The following is a 24910-nucleotide window of genomic DNA, read 5'->3' on the forward strand; positions in this document are numbered from 1 at the left end:
GGAGGGTATACCACCGTGCCGTTCCGCATCGGCGGGTCTCCTGCGGCTGATCGATGTGGCCGCGGACGCCGTTGCGCTGGCGGCGCGGTTGGGCTAGGACATGGCCACGGCCTGCACCCGTAGCTCAGCTGGATAGAGCGTTGCCCTCCGAAGGCAAAGGTCACACGTTCGAATCGTGTCGGGTGCGCCAATCTTAAGGCTCTGATTTCCTTATAGATTTGGCTTTCAAGGTTCCGTCCGCAAAGCCCATTTTCGATCCGTCTGTCACACTGGCGTCACAAGCACAGTGAGCACGGAGCATGGCTACCATCCGAAAGCGCGGGCAAGCGTGGCAAGTTCAGATTCGCCGCGATGGATTTCCCCCGATCACCAAATCGTTCCGTTCGAAGGCTGATGCGGACGGTTGGGCGCGAGAAACTGAGCGTCAGATCGAAAATGGTGGTGGGCCAAGTGGGAGCCGGACGGCGCATAAGCTGACCGTTGGCTCACTCCTTCAACGCTATGAGGCAGAGGTCACGAGCGGTAAGCGGGGGCAAAGGTTCGAAGCATCTCGCATTCGGACGTTCTTGCGCTCTCCGCTGGCGAACGTAGCGGCGCATCGGCTGACGGCCTCTATGGTAGCGGCTCACAGGGATGAACGTCTTAAGGCCGTGAAGGGGGAAACGGTTCGAAGAGAACTGACGGTCCTGCGACACTGTATCGAAATCGCCCGAAAAGAATGGGGTGTGCCCTTCATTGGCAACCCGGTCCGTCAGATCACCCTCCCCTCTCCGTCCAAGGTAAGAGGTCAAAGACTTCCACAGGGCGCCGAAGCGTCCCTTATGACCGCCTTGTCCAGCACGAGAGCGTGGTATCTCCGGCCCTTTATCATCCTTGCAATTGAGACAGGGATGCGGCGTGGCGAATTACTCGCTCTACAATGGAGCGATATCGATTTCTTCAGTCGACTTGCCGTCGTGGAGGTGTCGAAAAACGGGCATGGAAGAACAGTCCCACTTACACCCAAGGCGATCGAGATACTGATTGAACTACCGCGAAGAGGCAAAAACGTCTTCCCTGTGAAGGCTAACGCGGTAAGATTGGCATGGGAGCGGCTTCGTAAGCGCGCTGGACTCGAAGAAGTGAAGATGCATTCGATGAGACACGAAGCTATCAGTCGAATGTTTGAGATCGGTCTGACGATACCCGAAGTTTCCGTCATAAGCGGTCATAGAACACTATCATGTTTGCAACGATACACTCATCTGAAGCCTGAAAACGTGGCTGCGAAGCTGGCACGGCTGTCTGGGCAAACCTCGTAATGATTACAGGCGACGAGGCAACTCAAGGCTGTATTTCTACAACCTATGGTAAGACTGGTGGCCTGTAATTATAACAGACCGGAGCCCACCAGGATTTTTTGGTTTGAGACGAAAAACGTAGGACCCGAAACAAAAAGACAGCCCAGAGGCTAATTCGAAGCATATCCATAATAGACTTGACATGTCTGGTAACATCTGTCATATTCGTAACCGTAATTGCTTGAAGGCCGTTGCGGCTTTTTAGGCGTTTCCTCAACCATTGTCACAATCGAAGAACGAGCCCTTTCCCATACCGAAGGGGCGATTTGTTGTGCGTATTCCATAGGTATATTAGTGAGATTCCAATTCGTAGACGGCCCGACATCAAGTAATAAGTCTGGGATTATCATCAAATGCGTTACTCAAAGATACTTCAATGGCGAGAAATCCATCATCGCGCTTCCTTCAATCGACACGTGTTCCGAGATTGCGGCGCGTGCAAGCGAACAGTTCCCGGGGGTGCCGATTGAGGTCTACCATTCGAAGTTGCCTCGCGAGGACGGAAGCGGATCAGTCAAGATAGATGTAAGCAGGGCTATAGGGAACAATGACCTGGGCGGTGGTCGTATCGTTATCATCTGTCACGCAACGTTATGCTCGCTTGAGACCACGCTAGATTTGAAAGAATGGCACTGCTATATCGATGAAACGCTAGATGTATTCCACCCTTTCGAAGTTAATCTGCAAGACACGCACCATCTGCTAACAGATCATTTGGTTATGCTCCCTGTTGAGGGGGATTATGCTCGCATTGAGTCGCGAAATGATACGGCGCTTACAGTCATACAGGAGAATCGGAACAAAGACGCCTTCAATGAAATGCTTAAAGACGTTGCGGCACGAACTCTGAGTCCGTACTTTGATTGCTACACTCACGAACTCAACTACACCAAACTTCTGCGCGGTTCAGGGAAGGAACAAAAGCTTTATCATCTCTCAGTCCTCCATCCACGGGTTGTTTCCTCGTTCTCGCAGGTGACTGTGTTCTCTGCCCGATTTGAGGAAAGTCTACAGTACCATATATGGGAGCGTGAAGGTGTCGTTTGGGAACGGAACGAGGCACTGACGGAGCAACTGAAATTCACACAGCATTGCGGTTACGAAAGACTGGTTGTGTATTGGGGTTATGAAGCCAACTTTTCTAAATCAATCCGTGACAAGCACCCTGAAACGTACGAAGAGTTTATAGCGGCAGGACTATCGAGGATAGATTGTCGGCAATTCATAAGGCTGGAAAACAATGATATCAAAAAGATTAGTACCCTTTCCAGACATCCAGCAGGCGAGACAATACCCGGTAGGTCCCATGGGCTGAACAAGTATCGACATATTGATCATGCTTTCATCGCGACCGCGACGAACTATTCTCCTGTTGCGAGTGCTTTTCTCAAGAATCATTACGGATTTGGGCGTGATCAGCAAGTAGTGTCATTCGCGTGTCATAATATCTATCAGGCCATCAGCCGTACTTCGATGCGCGACGGTGATATGAGCCGTGAACGGGTATGGGTTGTACCGTCTCAGAAACATGCTGAATGGCTTTCTCAGATCTTCAAAGGGTCAACATGTGTTTCGCTGGCGCTCAACCAGCCCGCGGCTGTCGAACGGGGACGGGTAGCTCGTTTTGATAATGATAAAGAGCGTAAGAACCAGTCGAAGCAGATAACAAGACTGAAGGCCCGTCAGAAACGGGACTTTATCGAACGAATCGGTGTCGACCTGTTAGAGAATGTCGTCCCCTTTTATAATCAGAATGTCGACGTTAATACCTTATATATAGATCAATTCGTCGACATGTATAGATCTAGCCGGTTTGATCATTTAAAACAAAAAGATGGACAGGTCATACTGATGAAAGACCATGAATATATCAATTGGTTAAAAAAACAATTTCATAATAATTATGTGAAGAAAGACGACATTCCTTTGGTATCTCCAGCGTTTTACAATCCACTTTGGGTCGGAAAAGGCAAGAGAGGTAAGATGAATGTCGTATTCGCCTCTGGCATCATGATGGATTACGATAACAGCGAATTGACTCCCGAGACTTTGGCGGAAATATTCGATGCACTTCAATGTGTAACTTATTCGACATACAGTAATTCTCCGGGCAACCTGAGATATCGTTTGTACATACCAACCACCCGGCCAATGCTAATCCCTGAATATACTGCCATTGTAGACGAGATTATCAGGGTCATCGAAGAGGCGGGGTACCACGGACGAAACAAGTCACCGGCGAAGCCGAACGGGAGCGGAAGCGAAAGCGAGAGCGACCGTTTCACAATGGGAGGCAATCTCAAGCGCCATGGGATCGATATGGGAAAACGGGGACCATACAGCCTGTTTCATCTCCCCTGTCGCTCACCCACGGGTCACGGCTTCTTCAACGACCATTCAGGGCCAGGAAGGGCGCCACTGGACGTGAACCAGTGGCTCTTATCCCTTCCACCCATCGAGGAATCCCAACCCCGGCAGACCCGATCTAATTATAATTACGCGGATCGAGCCCATACCCTGACACAGCGACAGAGGGACGGGATCGAGGGGGCCATGGCGGAATGGTTCAGAACAGGGACCCTACCGAAGCAGGGCAACGATGCGATGTGGGTTCTCTACGCGTCTCTTAGGGATCTGCACCTACCGGACGACATCATGGAAGAGCACATGCGAACCGCTGCTGATACGGCCAACTCACCCAAAGATCGCCATGAACAGGTCGATCACCTGATGAGTAATCTGAGGACTTTCAGGCAAAGAATTGGTTTCAACACGGCGGCCTGAAGCGTTGATCTATGTAATTGCGTGGAATATACGTCATTCTGCGCAATAAATACTTGACTATTGAGCGTACTTGCTGTATATTTTCATTATAGACATAGGGGTGGGGGCGAACGGAACAGAAGTTTTCCTGGTTCGGTTTGCCCTCCAATCCGCACCACCAAAAATAATAATCCAGTGACAGACTTCATTATGAATGACAAACTCAAAAATTGATACTAGTAAAGAGGCAACATTTGTGATAGAACCAAACTACAAATTATTGTTTCAAGATTTGATTAATTCAGGCAACGGCATAAGTAGCGATTTAAGACATCTTCTTCGTATCACTCTGCTCATAGGCGCATCTGAAGCACAGCGCCGTATCTTCATCAACGTGGGAGAGGCTTCGAGAGAGTACAGGCGCATAATGCATGGACTGGTTGATTTAGGCGAACGAGTTGATGATATGTTCGATGATCGTGGCTGTATTCGGACGGAGTATCGCATGACCGTGTTTGAAGCGGTGGAAATCTGTGAGCGACTGTCGATGATTGATAAGGCCGAGACTAAGGCGCGATACAGTAGATTGAAAAGTGCTTTGGCTAACAGCCTGTGTGAGAATTGTCGCGGTGCGCTACTAGTGGCGCAGAAATCAATTATGGGGACGCCACCTGATAAAGTGTCCTGCCCCGCTTCTTGCCCTTGTTATCATTCTGACTAATAAGGCAAGGGCGCATCTCACTGACCTCGCCCATTCGCAACGATAACAGGAGCACGAGCCTACAGCCGCCGACCTTTCGATACCGTCGTGTTAGGAGGGTGGTGGGATCGCATAGGAACCACACCAGGGCTTACGAGCGGTTTGAGGCATCGACGACCGCCACGGATCGTTCAAACCGCCCATGGGCCTTCCTATGCGATGATGGGGCAACGATGGGGACAGCGCCTACCTCACCCTCCCCTCGCCACATCCGCTCCCGTTATCATTCCGATTGACGATCCTGCCAGCCATCTAACCGGCCTCGCCCCATTCGTAACGATAACGAGATCGTCCGCCTACAGCCGCCCACCATCCGATACCGTTGGCTCAGGAAGGGGGCAGGAGCCTATAGGAGCCTCACCGGCGCTCACGAGCGGTTTCAGGCATCGACGACTGCCACGGACCATTCGAGCCGTTCCTGGGGCTTCTTATGCGATGGTGGGGCAACGATGGGGACAGCGCCTACCTCACCCTGCCCTCGCCACATCCGCTTCCGTTATCACACCGATGAACAGGCCAGCCAAGCTTTTCGCCAGCCTCGCTTCATTCGTAATGATTACGAGATCGTCCGCCTACAGCCGCCCACCATCCGATACCGTTCCATTGGAAAGGCACACAGAACCGCGGATAACTATAACTGTTTGCTCGCCTAGACATACAACACTCGATTATTTTGTGACAAATCCAGATTCGGTTTATGCCGGCGCCGACACGGCCTGGTTGAACTTGTTGCTGTATGCCGAACGAAAATGTTATCAAATAATAAGAGCCTCTACTCTTCGAGAAACTTCATTTGCTACAATAGACCGTTTCTCGAATAGCCACTTTAGATCAGATTTCTGCGAAAAATCTTTGGTTTGACCGTCAAGTGTCACCACCGTTTCTGCTTTATGTAGCACCTTGTTCCTGATAGTTCTAAGCCACCTGTAGGCGCTTACGAAATCAGGGCCCCATGAAGTCGCATTCTCCATCGATGCACCAAAGATAGCTTTGCCGATTTTGGTTCCAAGCTCATTAATTGAGGCTGAATCTATATCATTCTGCAAGCCTGTGTCCGATCTGTGAGTTGCCACTCTTGATAGCTCTCTCGCTAACAGGGTTTCAAAACTGATCGCAAGATTTGCAGCCGCCATCAAATTATTATTAGCGAGCATGTATGCGTTTGCATCAAAAAAAAGTTGATCGGAAATGGGCAATTCCTCGCCACTATCTACTGTGCGGCAGAATACACCGACCGCCCCCGTATCTCTCGCCGGGCGTCTCATTGTAAACCCGCCGCCAAAGTTGTCTACCATACCGGACCACGGTCTATGACCATCTCCCGGGTGTACTTCAATGCCTATGTTATTTAATTGATCGGCGCTGAACAAGGAATAATAATGAAATTCTTTGAACGATGATCGTGCCGCTGATATAATGGCATTTGATACATCAAGAGCTACAGTATTCACTGCGTCAATGACCTGGCGATGGTCGGCTTGTATGTCTACATCAGCCATTGCGTATTCGGCTTGAACGTGGGTGTAGGCAAATATATTAGTATTATCGTGCACATATTCAATATTTTCGACATGGTCTGCGCCAGGCATTTGCGGATTTTCATTGTATATCGTACTTAGTCTAATTTGATACTCTCTAATATTGGTTCGAACTCGGCATAGCACGTCGAGTCTGAGTGAATACGGTAAATCAAACTCGATCTTTATCGGAAGTTGGCTAATACGATCCGCCATTCGTTTGCTCGCATCTTTGAAAGTTTGAGGGTTCTTCGCGTCAAACCAAATCAATCGCCGGCGTTCGTCAATCAACGTTTGCCGCATGCAGGAGTTCGGATGCTGTGATCAATCGCTTATTCCAGGCGAGTCGTTCGAACCATTGCTCAGGGATAGTGGAGGCACCGTAAGCCGCTCCCGCTATCTGCCCGGTTACGGCCCCTACCGTATCTGCATCGTCTCCTAGGTTGACCGCCAGGAGCACAGCATCACGAAAGGTGGTCGTCTCATTCACGCACCAAAGGCTCGCTTCGAGTGTGTGGATGACGTAGCCCGTGGACTGGATATCGTTTCGGGTTTTGCCCCTAAACGATCCATCGATGACCCGCTGAACGCCAGGACAGAATGGGCCATAGGAGCGCGAGAGAGCGTCCGACAGCGGTTCACCCTGGATCAGTAAGGCAAGGACCGTCGCCAGAGCTTCGCAGGCGTCTACGGCCTCTGTAGCACCATGGGTGACGTAGCTTTGGCGCCGAGCCGCATCCCTCAAGCGTTCCGGGTCGTTATGATAACGGATCGCACACGGCGCGAGCCTCATTATCGAACCGTTACCCGCGGTCCTGCCATCGGTCGGACCGGCTATTGGGTCACCCGTGCGTCGGAACTGTTCGATAGCGTTCCTCGTGGTGATGCCGATATCGAAACAGGTCCCCGTGCTGGAGTTTTCACCGTGGAGATACCAGCGAGAGAATCGTTCCATCAGATCCCGTTCGTCCAACCCGTCACAGGCGATGAGCGAATCACCGAGACACAGGGCCATTGAGGTATCGTCCGTCCACTCGCCCGCATTCAGGTTAAACGGTCCGCCCCCTACCATGTCAGTTACAGGCGGCTTGGCGTCTCGTGCCTCGAATTCCAGGGTGGTTCCGAGAGCGTCACCCACCGCAAGGCCGATGAAAGCGCCGAGAGAACGATTACGAACGGCATCAGACATCGCGCGCCCCTTGCCGCAGAACGTAAGCTTCCTGCTCTGGTGTCTCTATCGCTCCCGGTCGAACAGCGCGAACCCGTTCAATCGCCGTCGAAGGGTCCTCGCCCATTATCGTTATGAGCGTGGCCGCGACCAGACCGGCTCTGCCCAAACCACCCCTACAATGGACGACAACGGACCTGCCTTCTCGTAATCGTTCCGTCAGGCGTGGCCCCATCGTCTTCCATGCCACATCGAACGCTGGCCCTGGAATAGAAACATCGGGGATCGGGGCGTGAAGCCATACGATACCCGCCTCCCGCACAGCCTCAGGCAACCCACGGACCTTCAGAAGATCGAATTCGTGCGACTCAAGAAGGGTGAGAACGCACGATGCGCCCCACTCTTTGATCGCCTCTACGTCCGCCCTCAGGTCACGATCCCATGGACCACCGACCGACGAGGGATCAACCTTACCTGGGCACAGAGTAATACCCACTCGGCCGCCGTTCTCGCCAGCAATTATAGTTGCAATTTGAAGGGGATGTGTAAGTGATGTCCGGATCGTCTGCTGTGCTTTGGGTGAGCTGTGCGATCCGAAAACAGCAAAACCCGTATGCCATATATCCTCGTCCGCCATGTCGCCTCCGATTGAGATATTATATCATGCGGAGTGGCGAATGGAAGCGTTGCAGCGATTGGCTTATTTGATGTCTGCTCACCCGCTGATGCATGATATAACTACGCCATGCACATCCATCCCGTTATCGTAACGCTGAAAAGCGGCTCCCCTGATCTTTCAGAGGATCCTATAGCCCCCTTGCCTCTCGCGTTGCTTCATATCGAACAGTTATGGAAAAAGAGAGGTAGGCGCCGCTCCTGGCCCAAGGATCAGTGGGCGGTCGTTCGGAAGACGATCGAACCATTGCTCTACGCCAGGATCGAACTGGAGGACGTTCATCACAAGAAGGGTCTCTTGCATCCTGGGACGGCGATCCAGGCACGATCCATACAACTATTATCGTGTAGTTTCGAAAACGGCCCGCTTCCCATCATATCGGCCTTTGCGGAGTTCCAGCTAACGTTCGACCGGTCATTCAAGGACACAGAGGAACTGTACGACTGGCAGGAACAGACCGATTGGTTAGATTGGTCCATGTGCTTCGGCTTTCGATTGCAGGATGGGGGTGAATGGGACGCCACATGGGAGCACAGTGGCATCGATTCGACCTAATCGGTCCTTACGACCTGACTACGGGCCGTCCTGAGAAGATTATTTCCTGATAATCTCGGTCAAGGCCACCGCCACTCCCTTATTGGATAAATCAAGTTGTGGAAATAATTCATTAAGCGTTGTACAAAGATCAGCTGTGCCTCCGTACTCGCTGCTCTCTTCAATAATCGAAGTCATCGACACTTTGGTCACGTCACAGATTGTTTGAATGGTATCGAGGCTCGGTAGGCTCACGCCCCGTTCGATGTTCGATACGGCCTCCTTCGGACGGTCGATCAACTCAGCCAATCGCTCGCGATTGAGGTCGGCCGGTTCACGTGTCGAACAGGGCTAACTGGTTGTGGCGAATAAATGTAGCGTTTTATGATCGAGAGCAATTTGCCACAGATACGAATTTTCAGCCGGCCGAACAAACTTATTTATTCCTTTTCTTCGAAACATTTCGCTCCATAAATGCACGGCGGCGCTACGAACTGTTTTAGAAAGAATATACTCATAGTAGGCAGGATCTACTGTGCGATCGGCTTCCGACCAATGTACCGGATAAAAAACGTCGCTACTCAACGCGTGGCCAATTAGATCGTATTGGGTCAGCGACCGGGTTAGAAGCTTTGGTCCTGTCGCGCCCCATTCACCATGTCCCTGGTCAAGCTCACAAACTCTAATCATATCGCGCAATATTTCTTTTTGGTTATTTAATCTAAGTACTGCATTGTTGACGAAAATATTGTCCTCTTTTCCGAAAATTAAGTCAGCGCAAGGCCACTTGTTGGTAAGACAAATTACATCGACATCTATCCATGTGGTGTCGAATCTATCGAGTAGAAGGTAACGAAAATAATTCGCGAATGCGGAAATCTGCCCTTTACCCGGCCCGCCTTGGTAATAATATATTTTCGCAGGATCGGCGACTTTGGATGCGTCTACCCACTTACAGAAATTGGGACAAATGACTTTATCGTAACTATAGAAACTGATGATGTGGCCGAAATCAGCAAAGCTTTTTAGGCAAGTCAAGTCATACGGAGATAACTTGCCATGAAAGAATGTTGAGATGTTCGACATTTGCGTTAGGCCATCGATGTTTTAGTACTGCGGGATAACTTGATCCCGATTAATCTATGTAATCCGAGAAATTTGTTTCTTGCGAGACGGTGTCTTCAATACGGTTTCGAGAGGCAGGCTTGCATTGATCGCTTCCTCTAAAATATCGGCGAATGCGCTGGCTCGGACTGGCATACGATATTGTCGGGAGATTACTTGCATAGCTTTAGTTGAGACTTCGAAACCAGTGCGGCCTTCGGGTATGCCATCAATTTCGAAATGTTTCAAAGCACCAATATGATCGCTGTTCCCATATACATCTTTAATGTCGCTGTACTTATTAGCGTAAGCGGATGCCTCAGCATTGATGACTGTTCTGAACTGAGCTTGAGCTTCTTCATAATCTTTGAGAATGACCATTAGTATGACGATCACTCCACGGATTGATGTAATTGAGGTTGCGCTCGCTGTCTTGTCAAAAATTGCAGCAGTCAACTGAGAAGCGAGTTTCGCGTCCGAGTAGATACTATCAATTAGAATGTAGCAATAATTAACAAGAGAGCCATCTAACTCCGGGGAGGACTCGATCATTTTTACAAGCGCAGCCGTTGCATCTTCAGATCGCCGCAAGTGAATCTGTATTAACAATTGAGTTTCTGCAGTCATGCGGCTATTCGAACTTTGGCTGATTTCAAAAATTTTTGAATTTCCCAATCGTTCTACGGGCATTTTCCTATATACATCGGAGTCCTGTAAAGGGTCACCTGCCTTGCTCTCCCAGGATCTTGCTGCGGGCATCGCTCCGATAGCTCTTGCGTACTCTGCAAGCGCAGAAATGTGCGCGGTAATATTGCCGCGGGTTTCGTGTATCAAAGCTAGAATGTCTTTGTGCTCAGATGATTTTGTCGACCATTCCGAATAGCCAATCTGATCATTAATTGTCTGCTGACCAGCCGCAACTTCAATAGCATCGCGCCATGCTCTCTGGTCAATATCGAATCTCAAAGACTCAATAACTCGAAGTTTATTTGTCAGACGGGAGGTAGCTGAAACCATGCTCGGACGGCCGACTTCGTAAAGGTACAGGGGCTCCGGTAAGATGCGGATATCCGCACCAGCTTGTAATGCACGCGTATAAAGCTCATAATCTTCATAGCCAACTCCATATAATTCAGTATACCCTCCCAACGCAGCGAGAAAGCTTCGCTTTATTAAAGCTGTGGCTGCGCCATACACATTTTGCAAATGCGAAACTGAAATTGGACCACCCAACGGAACGTAAGAAACTTTAGCGGGATGGGTCTCCGGAGACAATTCGTATGTGGTCCTATTTGATTCCTCTAGATAGACGTTAAGGCAATTTGTTATATCTGCACCGGTTGACGTGGCGCTACTAACTAGTTGCTCGACTGCTGTTGGAAATAAAAGATCATCATCATCCAAAAACAACAGATAATCAGATTGACTATTTGTTGCGATGGTATTCCGCGCGGCACCTAAGTAACCATTTTCTTTTCTGATAAGTCGGCCGCCAACTCTGTTTAGCAATAATTCGATGTCCTGTAGGGATGCTACAGTTGCGTCTTTGAAAGAACCATCATCGACAACTATAAGCTCAATATTTGTGTATGTCTGACGAAGAACAGACATGATGGCGCCTAATAATTTTTGCGGGCGTTCATAATGCGTAATGCCAACAACGACCTTTGGCTGGGGCGTCACCGTCTCTTTATTTAGTGGCGAATTATCAATTGATTGATGGAAGGCAAGCCAACTCTTTTCAAGTTCATTGATGGACTGAGATAGTTTTGTTGGTCTTGCCCCCCTATTGACTAACTGTTTTATCCGAGCAGATAGCAGTTTGGGGCTTATTTTTACCACGGCATCGGCGTGACAGTTAGTGTCAATAAGTTCTTTGGCGCCTCCCTCGATTGACGTCAGGATGGGCTGGCCACAGATAATTGCCTCTACGACTGTATATGGAGAGTTTTCGACTCTTGATGGAATGACGACCAATGAATCTTGCTGATTGCGGAGAAACGCTTGCGCTGCATCCCTATTAAACCCGACCTCAAAACTAAAATTAAAGTCCCATTTTCTGGACCGTTCAGTCAAGTAAACGCCAGATAGCTGCCCATTTATTTCACTAAACCCGCCAACAAATGTTACAATCACACTCATTTCAGTGAGAAAGTCATTTAATATATCCAACGAGTCACAGAAATCTACGATGCCCTTTCTTGGTTCGTGCCGACCGTAGAAGATAATCTTGCGAATTTTCCGTGGCTTGTCTAAATGAGTAACATCATGACGTTCTATGGTTACATTTGGGGTGTAGAGGTTTTTGATTATTTTGATTCTATTCTGAGCAGGAAGCTTGAATCCATTGTTGCTAAGCCAACCAATTAGATATTGGCTTGGGCTGATTAATGTATCAGCCATCCGGATGGACTCGCTCTCAAGAAAATCAACCAATAGTTGGTCCGGACTTACAAATAAACTTCGATTAGCGTGTATCGTCCATCTTGTTGGTCCATGAGCTTGTACCACTAGCTCACTTGAAAGGAATGCTATACCTTGGTTTTTTGCGCTTAGGCAAAAAAAACCCAAGACCTTTATAATCGTGGAAGTGAACACAGTCGTAATCTACCTCGCAATCACGCAAGTGTCGATAAACTATGTAGGCTCTATTTTGTGCGGAAGACTGATCCCATGTGGCGTTGTCGCCATTTATTACTATTAAGTTGACGTTCTTGTTCAACAAATGAGCGAGTAAATGGCTATGAGAATGCTGATCGATCTTGCTATGTGGGAAAAACAAAAGATCTACTTGGTGGCCACCAGCAGAAAGAGCGTAGGATAGCTCCAGAAACGCTGCGCCAATACCGCCTGATGGTCCGAAAGCACTAAGTTCTTCTGTAACTAAGGCAATTCTTTTTGTCATTTGTTGAATCTTAAACTTGTGCAAGAGGTTGGTCGGATTTGGCTTTTGCGTGTAAAAGATGCGAGGCGCACGCGCGGAAATTGCATTATCACGGGGCCGTGATCCCGGCAACATCCATATTTCAGCCGGATAATCCTTTGTATTATCCAATAAAATCCTTTGCCTTTTAAAATAATACCTTGCATCGCCTCTGAGATTACCAGGATATATTCGTCACTATGAGGTTCAGGGGCATTGAACCGTCGTATCATGAATGATAGAGATTTGCGGGGTATCTCGTTCATGATCTAAAGCGATCTGTTGCCGATATGGGTCGACCGGATGAATCTTGCCTCTATAATAATCGCGATAAAGATGGTATTAGTAGACGAGATCTAATATAATTTAATCGTTAGTTCGCCAGCTGTCCGAGTCCCGATACGGTAGCGCGGGAATTTGGCCATAGTGTCTGCGAGCATCCTGAGGGTCGGTGTCTCGTATCGCCGGCCTACTGACGTAATACGATGCCCCGTAATCGCATCACGTAAGCTTTCTTCGATCCCCGCTTCAAGCGCTAGGATCCTGAAGGTGTGTCGCCAGCCGTGATTAGGACCGATGCCCGGATCCAGCTTAGCGGTCTCGCGCATCCAATTCGTCACGGGTGCATTGATACGAGAGCATCCGGCCGCGATCCGCAAGCGCTTCATATTCCGGTCTCAGATCGTAGGCTGATGCTCCCTGCCCACGCGTGGCCTGATGCCCGTCCTATCTTTCAGGAGCGTTGTATCAGGCTTCCTCTATGGCCCCTTGCCTGTCACAACGCTGTCACAACGATAAGGCGGATCGTGCGGCTAGGCTCGCTTGTTATTGGACCAGAGTGGGTGTAGCGTAAGGCGGTAACAGACTGATCATTCAAGGGTTTTGAACCGCACGGTTGATCAACCGTTGACCGAAGCTCGATCTAGCGTTGCCCTCCGAAGGCAAAGGTCACACGTTCGAATCGTGTCGGGTGCGCCATTTCCTCTTGGACGCCACATAAGTTCCGACTGGCGTCATCCAGGCGCGACTCCACGCCAGGAAAGATTCTACAAGTATAATCTTGTGGCGCAAGACTTTTTCGCCTCCGTTCGCGTCCCGGCGATCCGTGAGTTGATCAAGCCGCCTGATCCCTCCGCGTCGGGGTCGGGGATGTGACGTTCTCAGGGACGGCGCTTGATATTTGCGGCCACCTTTCTTCGGCTCAGCCCTGAATGGCGCGTCTTCTTAGGCCAGAGACGCCTCTCCGGTCGCCCGTCGGTCGTGGCTTGCGCGTGTCATCCGCACCGATGGCAGAAATCGACCGCTGCAGGTTCGTGTTTTCGGAGCCCGACCGGGCTGGGGCCACACTCAGATCCTCCCCAAAGGTCAGGCACCAATATGTACGCGTCCCCGGTGCATGCAGTCGCGGACACGCCGTCCTGGCGGGATCGGAGCCGGCCGATCAAAGAATGCGCAGCGCCGGTGGACCGACTTGTCGTGTGCCTTCACAAGCCGCTGTGATGCCCGTACGTCTCTAGTGACTAGAGCATCAGAGGGGTCGTATGCGGTCATTCGCCATCGGCGTGTTGTCGGAGCGGACCGGGGTCAAGGTCCCGACCATCCGGTTCTATGAATCCATCGGATTGCTGCCCGCGCCGGAACGGACGCAAACCAACCGCCGGACCTACGACGAGGAGACGGTCAAACGCCTGCGCTTCATCCGGCACGCGCGTGAGCTTGGGTTCGAGGTGGAGGCCATTCGGGCGCTGCTCGATCTCGCCGCCCATCCCGAGCGGCCCTGCGCGGATGCCGATGTCGTCGCCCGGCAGCAGCTTGCCGACATCGACGACCGGATCGAGCGACTGACGGGTCTCAGGGCAGAAATCCAGGCGATGCTCGACCGCTGTACCGGCGGCCAAGTCCGCGAGTGCAGGATCATCGAGGTGCTGGCTGATCACGGAGAGTGACTGAGCGAGCGGCGCTGATCATGCCGGAACCAAGTCTCCTCTAGCTGCCAGAGGAAGCGAGGCATCTTCAGATCGCCTTGCGGGGCCTGCTCCGCCCGAGTGAGCCAGACCGGGGCGAAGTCGACGGACACCACGACCAGGATGATCGTTCCCACGCCCATGGCGGGCACACCCATGCGCCGGCAAGCTTCGGCAGGGCCTTCGCCGTCGGGGTCGTCCTAACGTCCAGGTTCGTGGTCGTCGGGGCGGCCTATGGCATCCTTTGGCAATCCGTGGCGCTCCTGGCGGATGCGGGCCACAACCTTTCCGCCTTGCTCGGCCTCGTGGTGGCCCGGGTCGCGACCGTGCTGGCGAAGCGAGCCCAGACCTCCCGCCAAACCTACGGGACGAACGGTTCCTCGAACCTCGCATCCCTGTTCAACGCCTTGTCCCTCTTCGTCGCCGTGGCGGGACACGACGCTTCCCAGCCAGTGCCACCTCGGCCGGATGCGCTTCCAACGATGGTAGGGCCGAGAGGCATGCCCCGGGTCGCTTGGTCCGAAGGGTCCCGGGGCTAGCGGCCGAGGATGCTCAAGATCCATGGCCGGGCGGCCGATGCCCCGAACGCGCGAAATTCGACTTGTGCAGAAGACCTCCACTCGCGCATAAGGGCGGCATGACCGTAGGGCGGTGGCATTGGGGCGGCGGCGCGCCGCGAGGCTGGTGGACAACCGCCTCGCGCATGCTCGCGTTCGTGCTGGCGCTGACGCTGGCGGCACCCGACCTTGGCCTCGCCGCCGACATGACCGGCGCCCAGGTTCGGCATGCGTCGATTTCGGACGCTCCAGCGCTGACCGTCGACGCAGAGCACCCCGTCTCGGGATCCGCTGAACTCGGCCTCGCCTGCCACGTGCATTGCGGCTGCCATCCGGTCATACGGACCGAGGGCGGCGCCGTCACGACATGTCCCGATACCGGCCGCCGCGTCGCGTCCGTGGTCGCTGGACCGCTGGCGCCCGTTTGGCCCGATCGCCTGTCGAGGCCGCCTCGCGTGTGAGGTGAGCGCGCCCCGAGCGGCGTGCGCGCCCGGCCGAAGGCTGGGCACCCGAAAACCCCACACCTGAAATCTAGGAGCCGATGCTCGCTCGCAATCCGGGCGGCGCGCGGCATCCCGGTCGAGTCCGGCTTCATGCGCATTCTCCTGTCCGCGGCCATCCTGGTCGCCGGCATCGCCATCGGCGGTGCCGTTCCCGGCGTGTCCTCACGCATTCACGAAACCCTCGACGCCGTGGGCGCCCGGAACATCCCGTTCCTGCAAGCAGCCCCTGGGATGGCCTCCCCGCCGGCGAGCGACGAGAAGCCTCACGAGGACGCCGATGCCCATGGGTCGGAGCCGGCACCGCTGGAGCCGAACGGTGCCGGCGAGGCGCATGCCCCGGAAGGCATCGTCAGGATGCGGCCCGAGCAGGTCGCCGCGCAGGATATCAAGGTCCTGAAGGTCGAGGGCGGCACGCTCGCAAGGCACCTTCTGGTGCCCGGAACCATCACGCCCAACACCGACCGGATCGCCCGCATCCCGGCCCGGGTCGTCGGCACGGTGGCCGAGTTGCGCAAGCGCCTCGGCGACGACGTCCAGAAGGACGAGATCGTCGCCGTGCTGGACAGCCGCGAGGTCGCCGACGCCAAGAGCGAGTACCTGACCGCCTTGGTCCAAGCCGAACTTCAGAAGATCAATTACGAGCGCCAGCAAAAGCTACTCGCGTCTCAGGCCGCGTCCGAGGCCGCGTTCCAGAACGCCCGTGCGACGTTCCTGGAGAACCAGCTGCGCGTCGACCTCGCCCGCCAGAAGCTGTCCGCGCTGGGGCTCAACGCCGCCGAGGTCGCGGCGGCCCAGAAGCGCGACGAGGCCACCCCGAACCGGTCGAGCCTGCGCCTGTTCGAGTTGCGCTCGCCCCTATCGGGACGCATCGTCGAGCGCAAGGTGGACGTGGGCACCAAGCTCGGCGGCGAGGGGGATCCCGCCGACCTCTACACGGTGGCCGACCTCTCGTCCGTGTGGATCGAACTCTCCGTATCGACCCTGGATCTGGCCAATGTTCGGGATGGCGCGCGCGTCGCGGTCTCCCTGGGTCAAGCGGGTGGCGGCCGCCATGGGGAGGGTAAGGTCGTGTTCGTCAGCCCGCTCCTCAACCAGGAGACGCGCTCGGCCCGGGTGATCGTCGCCCTGCCGAACCCGGACCTCGCGTGGCGGCCCGGCACCTTCGTCACCGCCGAGGTGGAGATCGCCCGGGACGCGGTCGCCGTGCGCATCCCCAAGGCCGCCCTTCAGACCGTCGAGGGCAAACGCGTGGTCTTCGTGCGCACCGAGGCAGGCTTCGAGAGGCGCGAGGTCGAGCTCGGGCACTCCGACGACGAGGCCTTCGAGGTCACGGTGGGCCTCAAGGCCGGCGAGGAGATCGCGGTCGGCAACTCCTTCCTGCTGAAGGCCGAGCTCGGCAAGGCCGAAGCCGGCGACAACGACTGAGGGGCATGCCGACCATGATCAGCCGCATCCTCGACATCTCGGTCCGCCAGCGCTGGCTGGTGCTGCTCCTGTCGCTGCTCGCCGCCGGCTTCGGCGGCTACGCGCTGACGAAGCTGCCTATCGACGCGGTGCCCGACATCACCAACAACCAGGTGCAGATCAACACGGTCGCGCCCGCGCTCTCGCCCTTCGACATCGAGCGGCAGGTGACCTACCCGGTGGAGACCGCGCTCGCCGGGATCAAGGGCCTCGAATACACCCGCTCCCTATCGCGCAACGGCTTCTCGCAGGTCACGGCGGTCTTCAGCGACAACGTCGACCTTTACTTCGCCCGCCAGCAGGTGGTGGAGCGCCTGAGCGAGGCCCGCGAGGCGCTGCCCTCCGAGGTCGAACCGCACATGGGCCCCATCACCACGGGCCTGGGTGAGATCTACATGTGGACGGTCCGGTACGCCGCGCCCGCAGAACGCAAGATCGCGGCTCCCGGCAAGCCGGGCTGGCAGCCCGACGGCGCCTACCTGACCCCCGAGGGTCAGCGGCTGACAAACGACCTCGAACGGGCCGCCTACCTGAGGACGATCCAGGACTGGGTCATCCGGCCCCAGGTGAGGACCGTTGCGGGCGTGGCCGGGGTCGACGGGATCGGCGGCTTCGAGAAGCAGTACCACGTCCAGCCCGACCCGACGAAGCTAACCTCGCTCGACCTGTCCTTCGCGGACGTCGCCCGGGCGCTCCAGGCCAACAACGCCAACCAGGGCGCCCGCTACCTGGAGGACAACGGCGAGGGCTACGTCGTCAGGTCCTCGGGTCGCCTGGAGAGCATGGACGAGATCGGCAACGTCGTCGTCACGACCCGCGGCGGCGTACCCGTCCGGATCAAGGATATCGCCGAGGTGCGCATCGGCCGCGACCTGCGCACCGGCTCGGGCAGCCAGAATGGGCAGGAGGCGGTCGTCGGCACCGCCCTGATGCTGATCGGCGAGAACAGCCGCACGGTGGCGGCCGCCGTCGACGCTCGCATGGCGCAGATCCGGCGCGCCCTGCCGCCGGGCGTCGAGGTCCAGACGGTCCTCGACCGGACGCAGCTCGTCGAGGCCACGATCCGCACGGTGGGCCGGAACCTCGCGGAGGGCGCGGCCCTCGTGATCGTCATTCTGTTCCTGCTGCTCGGCAACATCCGGGCGGCGTTGATCACGGCGCTGGTCATCCCGGTCGCGATGCTGATGACCGTGACCGGCATGGTCGAAGGAAAAATCTCGGCCAACCTGATGAGCCTCGGGGCGCTGGATTTCGGGCTCATCGTCGACGGGGCGGTGATCATCACCGAGAACGCGCTGCGCCACCTCGCCGAGCGGCAGCACGCGATCGGGCGGCCGCTCGAACTGGAGGAGCGCCTGGAGACGGTGCGCGCCTCCGCAGAGGAGATGATCAAGCCGTCCCTCTACGGGCAGGCGATCATCATGCTGGTCTACGTCCCGCTCCTGACCTTCACGGGCGTCGAAGGCAAGATGTTCCAGCCCATGGCGCTGACCGTCATCCTGGCGCTCGCGGCCGCCTTCGTGCTGTCGCTGACCTTCGTGCCGGCCCTGATCGCCATCATGATCACCGGCCGCGTCACGGAGAAGGACAACTTCATCATCCGGGCGCTGAAGGCGGCGTATCGGCCGATCCTCGCCGTAGCTGTCCGGACGCCGTTCGCCTTCATCGGCGCCGCCCTGCTGCTGCTGGTGGGGGCCGGTCTGCTTGCCGCAAGGCTCGGGACCGAGTTCATCCCGACCCTGGACGAGAAGAGCATCGCGATGAACGCGCTGCGCATCCCCTCGACCTCGCTGAGCCAGTCGCAGGCGATGCAGCTCAGGATCGAGCAGGCCGTCTCGAAGTTCCCGCAGGTCGCCTACGTGTTCTCGAAGACCGGTACCGCCGAGGTCGCCACCGACCCGATGCCGCAGAACTCCTCCGACACGTTCGTGATGCTCAAGCCGCAGGCGGAATGGCCGGATCCGGAGCTGTCCAAGTCCGAGTTGCAGGAACAGATCGAGAAGGCCGTGGGCGAGCTCGCCGGCAATACCTACGAGTTCTCCCAGCCGATCCAGCTGCGCTTCAACGAGCTGCTCGCCGGGACACGGGGCGACCTCGCCGTGAAGGTGTTCGGCGACGAGTTCGGGGCGATGAAGCAGGCCGCCAACCGAATTGCCGAGATCCTGCGGGGCACGCACGGTGCGGAGGACGTCAAGGTCGAGCAGACCGCCGGACTCCCAATCCTTGAGATCAAGATCGACAAGGCCGAGGCTGCGCGGCTCGGTCTCAGCACCGGGGCGATCCAGGAGGTCATCGGCGCGGCCATCGGCGGCAAGGATGCGGGCGTCGTCTTCGAGGGCGACCGGCGCTTCCCCATCGTGGTACGTCTGACCGACAAGGTCCGCGAGGACCGGGAGGCCCTGGAGAACATCCCGGTGTCCCTGCCCCCCGGGCCGAACGGCCGCGCCGCCTCCGTGCTCCTGAAGCAGGTGGCGAGCTTCACCGTGACCGAGGGACCTAACCAGGTCAGCCGCGAGAACGGCCGGCGGCGCGTCGTGGTCACCGCCAACGTGCGCGGCCGCGACATCGGCTCGCTCGTCGCCGAGGCCCAGGCCAGGGTGGCCAGCCAGGTACAAATGCCGCCAGGCTACTACGTGACCTGGGGCGGCCAGTTCGAGAACCTCGCCTCGGCCCGCCAGCGCCTGACCGTGGTGGTGCCGGTGTGCTTCTTCCTGATCTTCCTGCTGCTCTACTCGGCCCTGGGTAGCGCTCGGGACGCGCTCCTCGTGTTCAGCGCCGTGCCGCTGGCGCTCACCGGCGGCATCGCGGCCCTGTGGCTGCGGGGGATGCCGCTGTCGGTGCCGGCCGCGGTCGGATTCATCGCTCTCTCGGGCGTGGCGGTGCTGAACGGCCTCGTGATGCTGACCTTCGTCAAGCAGCTCGTGGCCGAGGGACGCCCGAAGCGGGAAGCCATCCTGGAGGGAGCCATGACCCGGCTGCGGCCGGTGGCGATGACGGCGCTCGTCGCCTCCCTGGGGTTCGTGCCGATGGCGCTCGCGACCGAGACCGGTGCCGAGGTGCAGCGGCCGCTCGCCACCGTGGTGATCGGCGGCCTGATCAGCGCCACCCTCCTGACGCTCGTGGTCCTCCCGGCCCTCTACGCCCGCTTTGGCAGGGCGGCGACGCCGAAGGCCACTATGCGGCCGACGGAGACGGTGCCGCGGCACCTCAGGGCCGCGGAGTAGGCCCGTGCGCGTCCTCGCGATCACGGCCGCCATGGCCTCCCTCGCCGCCTTCCACTTTCGCATCTCCCGCGATGGGCGGCGACGGCGGCGACCCACCGTTCGGGTCGTCCTGGGGGCCGGTCGACGCTGTCCCGCATCCGCTCAGGGTCGTCCGCGACGCCAACCTGACCGCGCTCCACCATCCGAATGGCTGGCAGCCCCTTCTCCGGGCGGCCACCGCGGAGGTATCCCTCAAGGTCTGCCGGGACAAAGGGCTGCAACAGGTCGTTCGGGGCGGCTTGCCGAAGTCGGGCGAGGCCCTGGCGAGGACGCGGCGCGCCATCCACGACGAGGGCGTGCGCCGCTATGGCGCGCCCGGACCGGGGCCCCTGGCCGATTTCGAGCCCTGCCGGGCGACCGGGCGCTCCTGGCCCGCCGCGAGTTCACGGATGGGCGGCGCGAACGCGTCATGACCGCATTCGGCCCCGGCTACCCAGCCTGCTCGGCAGTCCGTCGCGAGGCGACCGGACACCCGGCCGGCGTGCACGTCGCCGACCTGATCGGTGTCGACGCCCCCTTGATGAGGCTCCTCGGTGCAAATCCCGGCGGGTGCGGCATGCGCGGGAGCGGATCCCTCGAAGGCGGAAGCTCGTTCGGTGGCGCCAGGACGACGAGCATGGCCGGCGTCGGCCTCGCGGCGTTCCGGTACGGCACGGCGGCCCGGGCGAAGTGACGAGGTCGGGATGAAGCCCCCTGTCGAGAGGAGCCGCGTTCAGGATCGGACGGTTGTGGCTCGCGTGCTCGATAGCGGGGGATACAGCGCGCGCCTGCAGTCTGCACCGGGCGGTCCGTCGGCACCATCCATCCTGGCTAGCCCTACGGTGGCCGGAAAGCCTCGGTTCATGGCCTCGTCCCTCATCGAGCTTCGGCGGCTCCGGGACCGGCGCGCCGACGGGACTTGGCGCCGTGCATTGGCCTGCCTGCTCGCCTTCGCCCTGATCATCGCCCTCGTGGACCCGGCGCTGACATCGCCCCGGGTCGGACCCGACCACGCGAATGGGCCCGGCACGTTGTCCCTGTTCGAGCCGGATGCGACCGTGTCGGCTGCGGACGACCGCTCGGACCGCGGGCACCCAGGATCGCCCCGGTGCAACGGTCACTGCTCCTGTCATGGGACCATTCGGCCCGACGGCGCCCTCGCGGTGCCCGCGCGCGTCGCGCAGGCCCTGGAATTCCCGTTGTCCGGCGACGGCTTCCGGTCCCGAAAGGCCGCCCCGCCCCACGACCCGCCACGCGCCTGATCGCTCGGCTGCCGCGAGCCGCGGCGGCGCCCCGGGTCAAAAGCTTCGTCCCATGACCCGGATGTGAGTGCGCTCGCCTCGCGTGAGCGCGCGGCCCGTCGCCGTGACGGAGCCGCAGGTCGGAACCGCCTACGAGATCGGGTGGAGCGATGCGCGTACCCAGTCCCCCCTTGGCCACCCCCGCACGGCCGACCGTCGACCCCGGCGCCGACGGGCTCCGGCCAGCCCGAAGACAACCGTCGGACGTCTTGGGCTCCTCAGTAAGAGGGAGCCCACTGCCGTCAGACACCCCGGAAGCGGTCTGGCCGCCCCGAGCGAGGCTTGGGCCATGTCGGCTCGGCCGGCGCGCCCTCGCGGTGGCGCTCGCGGCACTCGCGGCCGCGGTCGGCAGCCCGCGGGCCGAGACGCTGGAGGGCTCGCTGGGGCGCGCATACCGCGCGAACCCGGAGCTGAACGCGACGCGGGCGGGCTTGCGGGCGACGGACGAGGAGGTCGCGATGGCGCGGGCCGGCTACCGCCCGACCGTCGCCGCGGACGCGGACATCGGGGTACGGAACGTGCAGGGGGTCGCAGGTGGCGAGCGCCTGGCGCGCACCTCTTTCCCGCGCGGTGCGGGGCTGACCGTCGAACAGACCCTCTTCAACGGCTTCCAGACGGACAACGACACCCGTCGTGCGGAATCGAACGTGCTCGACCAGCGCGAGGCCTTGCGCTCCGCCGAGAACACGATCCTTTTCAACGCCGCGCAGGCCTACATGGATGTCCTGCGCGACACCGCGACCGTGGAGCTCAACCGCAACAACATCGCGGTTCTGGAGGAGCAGCGCCGCCAGACGAGCCTGCGCTTCAGACTCGGCGAGCTGACGCGGACGGATGCCGCGCAGGCCGACGCCCGCTTGGCCGGAGCCCGCTCGCAGCTGAGCGCGGCGGAGGCGCAGCTCCGTGCCCGCACCGGCGTCTTCCGCCAAGTCATCGGCGTGGACCCGCACCGGCTTGCCCCCGGGCGCCCGCTCGACCGCCTGGTCCCGCCACGTCTCGAACTCGCGCTCGGCATAGGGCTGGCCGAACATCCACGGATCCTCTCCGCGCTCCACGCGGTCGATGCCGCGGAGGCGCAGGCGAAGGTTTTCGAGGGGAGGCTCTACCCTCGGGCCGGCGCCTCCGGCGTCGTGCAGAGGCGCCGCGACGAGGAGGAGCCGGGGGACGATGTCCTCGCGGCCGGGATCACCGGGCAGGTGACGGTTCCCGTCTACGAGGGCGGGCAGGTCTACGCGCAGGTCCGGCAGGCCAAGGAGCAGGCCGGGCAGCTGCGCATCGAGGCGGAGCAGGTGCGCGACGCCGTCCGCGCCGGCATCGTCGCAGCCTGGGCACAGCTTGAGGCCTCGAAGGCGCAGGTCGCCGCCTCACAAGCCCAGGTCCAGGCCAACGAGGTGGCGCTGGCCGGCGTGCGCGACGAGGCGCGGGCCGGCCAGCGCACCACCCTCGATGTCCTGAACGCCCAACAGGAACTGCTCAACGCCCGGGTGGGTCTGGTCGTGGCGCAGCGCGACCGCGTCGTGTTCTCCTACGGCCTGGTCCAGGCGCTCGGCCGCCTCACCGCGCGCTTCGCGGAGCTGCCCGTGGCCCCCTACGGCGCCAAGGCCCACTACGACCAGGTCGAGAACCTCTGGGCGGGCCTGCGCACGCCCGACGGCCGCTGACGCCCAGCCCGGGTCCGCCTTTCTCCCCGGATTGCCCGCGGCCCGGCCACCCTGCGCCAACCCTGCTTCCAACCCCGCCGCCGACACGGAACGGCCCCGGAAGCCCAGAGGCCCTCACGAGAGAGGGCCGGACACCATGTCGGAGCCCTTCTTGGTCACGCCCTCCCTGATCCATGCCTTGGCCCATCGGATGACGGGGATCGATTACCCCCACAGCCACTGGTGGGTCGACCTCCCGGCCCTGCTCGCCTTCGTGGTCGCGCCGGCCTGGACAGGATGGCTGCTGGTCCGGCTCGGCCTGCGATGGCTGGGGCCGGGAGGACGTCGACGGGTCCACCCGGTTGCCGTTCCGTCGCGCCAGCACCGGACCGGGTCGGTGCCGTCATTGGGCGGCGCCCGCGAGGGCACCTATGGCTGGCGCCTGGAGCGTTTCGTCGTCCGTGCGACGCTGCGCTTCCAGCTGCGTCTCGTGCTGCTCTCGCTGCTGACGCTGCCCGCGGCGTGGCTCCTCCTCGAAATCCCCAAGCACATCATCAATCGCGCCATCACCGACGCTGACGGAGATGGGCATCCGGAGATGGTGGTCCTCGGCTTCACCCTGAGCCAGGTGGAGCTACTGTTCGCCCTGTGCGGGAGCTACCTGGCCGTGCTCACGCTCGGCGGGCTCTCGAAGTATGCGGTCAACCGGTCGCGCGGCCGCGTCAACGAGCGTCTCGTGCGCCGCCTGCGCCTCGCCATCCTCCGTCGTGCGCGCGACGAGCCCTCGCCCGATCGACGGGCCGCGCTGGCGGCCGTGGCCATGCAGGAAGTCGAGCCGATCGGCTATTTCGGCGGGAGCCTCGTTGTCGTGCCGCTCGTGCAGGGCGGAACGCTCGCGACCAGCATCGTCTTCCTGCTCATCCAGAACGCCGCCCTCGCGTTGGCGGCGCTGATGATGCTGCCGGTCCAGCTCACGCTGCTGCCGCCCCTGCAGCGGCGCCTGAACGCGAAGGTGCGCGAGCGGGTTCACGCGACGCGGGCCTTGGGAGGTCTCCTGACCGCGGCGCCGGCCGGTCGGGAGGCCACGCCGCCACGCGACCGGCCCGCACGGACGCCGGCCCGGTCGCGGCAGATGCGCTTGGCCGAGGACCTTGAGCGCGTGCGGGTCGAGATCAACGACCTCAAGGGCCGCCTCAAAGGCTTGTACAACTACACCTCCAACCTGACGCCGTTCTTCTTCTTCGCGATCGGCGGCTACCTGGTCGTGCAGGAGCGCCTCTCGCTCGGCGCGCTCGTCGCCGCGCTGGCGGCCTACAGGGAGATCGCGCCGGCGATGCGCGAGGTGTTCGATTTTGTCCAGAGCTGGTCCGACGCGAACGCCCGCTTCGAGGAGGTCACGACGGCGCTCCGCCCCGCTCCGCCCGACCCTGCACCCCGGTAGGCCCGAGCGGCCA

General features: G+C 58.6%; 18 protein-coding genes, 1 tRNA gene and 2 pseudogenes. 14 read left to right on the forward strand and 7 right to left on the reverse strand.

The features are described 5' to 3' along the window. The first annotated feature begins 113 nt into the window (after positions 1–113). The 4 genes from FVE89_RS21845 (at position 114) to FVE89_RS21860 (ending at position 4824) form a co-directional block, all read left to right on the forward strand. A tRNA-Arg gene (locus tag FVE89_RS21845) sits at positions 114–190 on the forward strand. A gap of 631 nt (positions 191–821) precedes the next feature. Beyond that, entirely contained in the window at positions 822–1301 is a 480-nt protein-coding gene (locus tag FVE89_RS31300) for a site-specific integrase (protein WP_246731115.1), read from the forward strand. A 216-nt stretch (positions 1302–1517) separates the two neighbouring features. Then, positions 1518–4124, forward strand: a complete 2607-nt coding sequence (locus FVE89_RS21855) for a hypothetical protein (RefSeq protein WP_160536376.1) — start codon at positions 1518–1520, stop codon at positions 4122–4124. 193 nt (positions 4125–4317) lie between these two features. Beyond that, positions 4318–4824 carry a hypothetical protein gene (locus FVE89_RS21860; protein ID WP_160536377.1) on the forward strand — a complete coding sequence of 169 codons (507 nt, stop codon included), beginning with the start codon at positions 4318–4320 and terminating at the stop codon, positions 4822–4824. 794 nt (positions 4825–5618) lie between these two features. Here FVE89_RS21860 and FVE89_RS21865 read toward each other — a convergent pair. From FVE89_RS21865 to FVE89_RS21890, 7 genes and pseudogenes are all read right to left on the reverse strand, one after another. Continuing rightward, positions 5619–6683, reverse strand: a complete 1065-nt coding sequence (locus tag FVE89_RS21865; RefSeq protein WP_160536378.1) for a hypothetical protein — start codon at positions 6681–6683, stop codon at positions 5619–5621. Next, positions 6664–7569 carry an ADP-ribosylglycohydrolase family protein gene (locus tag FVE89_RS31305; protein ID WP_246731102.1) on the reverse strand — a complete coding sequence of 302 codons (906 nt, stop codon included), beginning with the start codon at positions 7567–7569 and terminating at the stop codon, positions 6664–6666. Before FVE89_RS31305 ends, FVE89_RS21865 begins: the two co-directional genes overlap by 20 nt. Beyond that, positions 7562–8185 (reverse strand): cyclin-dependent kinase inhibitor 3 family protein, encoded by a 624-nt coding sequence (locus tag FVE89_RS31310; protein ID WP_246731103.1) that lies wholly within the window; start codon positions 8183–8185, stop codon positions 7562–7564. Before FVE89_RS31310 ends, FVE89_RS31305 begins: the two co-directional genes overlap by 8 nt. A 633-nt stretch (positions 8186–8818) precedes the next feature. Continuing rightward, a pseudogene (locus tag FVE89_RS21875) lies at positions 8819–9085 on the reverse strand (helix-turn-helix transcriptional regulator); the annotation flags it as partial. A gap of 24 nt (positions 9086–9109) precedes the next feature. Further along, positions 9110–9844 (reverse strand): hypothetical protein, encoded by a 735-nt coding sequence (locus FVE89_RS21880; RefSeq protein WP_160536380.1) that lies wholly within the window; start codon positions 9842–9844, stop codon positions 9110–9112. 54 nt (positions 9845–9898) lie between these two features. Beyond that, on the reverse strand, positions 9899–12265 hold the full coding sequence (locus tag FVE89_RS21885; RefSeq protein ID WP_160536381.1) for a glycosyltransferase: 2367 nt from the start codon (positions 12263–12265) through the stop codon (positions 9899–9901). A 112-nt stretch (positions 12266–12377) separates the two neighbouring features. Further along, positions 12378–12917 carry a glycosyltransferase family 4 protein gene (locus FVE89_RS21890; RefSeq protein WP_160536382.1) on the reverse strand — a complete coding sequence of 180 codons (540 nt, stop codon included), beginning with the start codon at positions 12915–12917 and terminating at the stop codon, positions 12378–12380. Positions 12918–14326: 1409 nt separating this feature from the next. Here FVE89_RS21890 and FVE89_RS21895 point away from each other — a divergent pair. From FVE89_RS21895 to FVE89_RS21935, 10 genes and pseudogenes are all read left to right on the forward strand, one after another. Beyond that, complete coding sequence (locus tag FVE89_RS21895; protein ID WP_160536383.1) at positions 14327–14731, forward strand: helix-turn-helix domain-containing protein; 405 nt, start codon at positions 14327–14329, stop codon at positions 14729–14731. Positions 14732–14883: 152 nt separating this feature from the next. After that, positions 14884–15177 (forward strand): annotated as a pseudogene (locus tag FVE89_RS31315) (cation transporter); the annotation flags it as partial. A gap of 275 nt (positions 15178–15452) precedes the next feature. Beyond that, positions 15453–15767 carry a hypothetical protein gene (locus tag FVE89_RS21905; protein WP_160536384.1) on the forward strand — a complete coding sequence of 105 codons (315 nt, stop codon included), beginning with the start codon at positions 15453–15455 and terminating at the stop codon, positions 15765–15767. A 132-nt stretch (positions 15768–15899) separates the two neighbouring features. Next, a complete protein-coding gene (locus FVE89_RS21910) occupies positions 15900–17234 on the forward strand; it encodes an efflux RND transporter periplasmic adaptor subunit (RefSeq protein WP_160536385.1) in 1335 nt (444 codons plus the stop codon). Between the two features lie 14 nt (positions 17235–17248). Beyond that, positions 17249–20497, forward strand: coding sequence for a CusA/CzcA family heavy metal efflux RND transporter (locus FVE89_RS21915; protein ID WP_160536487.1), 3249 nt, complete (start codon positions 17249–17251; stop codon positions 20495–20497). A gap of 71 nt (positions 20498–20568) precedes the next feature. Continuing rightward, the gene (locus FVE89_RS21920) at positions 20569–20949 is read left to right on the forward strand and encodes a hypothetical protein (RefSeq protein WP_202130984.1); all 381 of its coding nucleotides are present in this window, start codon (positions 20569–20571) and stop codon (positions 20947–20949) included. Further along, positions 20946–21209 carry a hypothetical protein gene (locus FVE89_RS30640; protein WP_202130985.1) on the forward strand — a complete coding sequence of 88 codons (264 nt, stop codon included), beginning with the start codon at positions 20946–20948 and terminating at the stop codon, positions 21207–21209. Before FVE89_RS21920 ends, FVE89_RS30640 begins: the two co-directional genes overlap by 4 nt. Positions 21210–21378: 169 nt before the next feature. Then, on the forward strand, positions 21379–21777 hold the full coding sequence (locus FVE89_RS21925; RefSeq protein WP_160536386.1) for a hypothetical protein: 399 nt from the start codon (positions 21379–21381) through the stop codon (positions 21775–21777). A 149-nt stretch (positions 21778–21926) separates the two neighbouring features. Beyond that, positions 21927–23477 (forward strand): TolC family outer membrane protein, encoded by a 1551-nt coding sequence (locus FVE89_RS21930; protein ID WP_202130986.1) that lies wholly within the window; start codon positions 21927–21929, stop codon positions 23475–23477. Between the two features lie 136 nt (positions 23478–23613). Then, positions 23614–24897, forward strand: a complete 1284-nt coding sequence (locus FVE89_RS21935; protein WP_160536387.1) for a multidrug ABC transporter ATPase — start codon at positions 23614–23616, stop codon at positions 24895–24897. Positions 24898–24910: the final 13 nt, after the last annotated feature.

The sequence above is a fragment of the Methylobacterium sp. 2A genome (assembly GCF_009806555.1).
GTDB lineage: Bacteria > Pseudomonadota > Alphaproteobacteria > Rhizobiales > Beijerinckiaceae > Methylobacterium.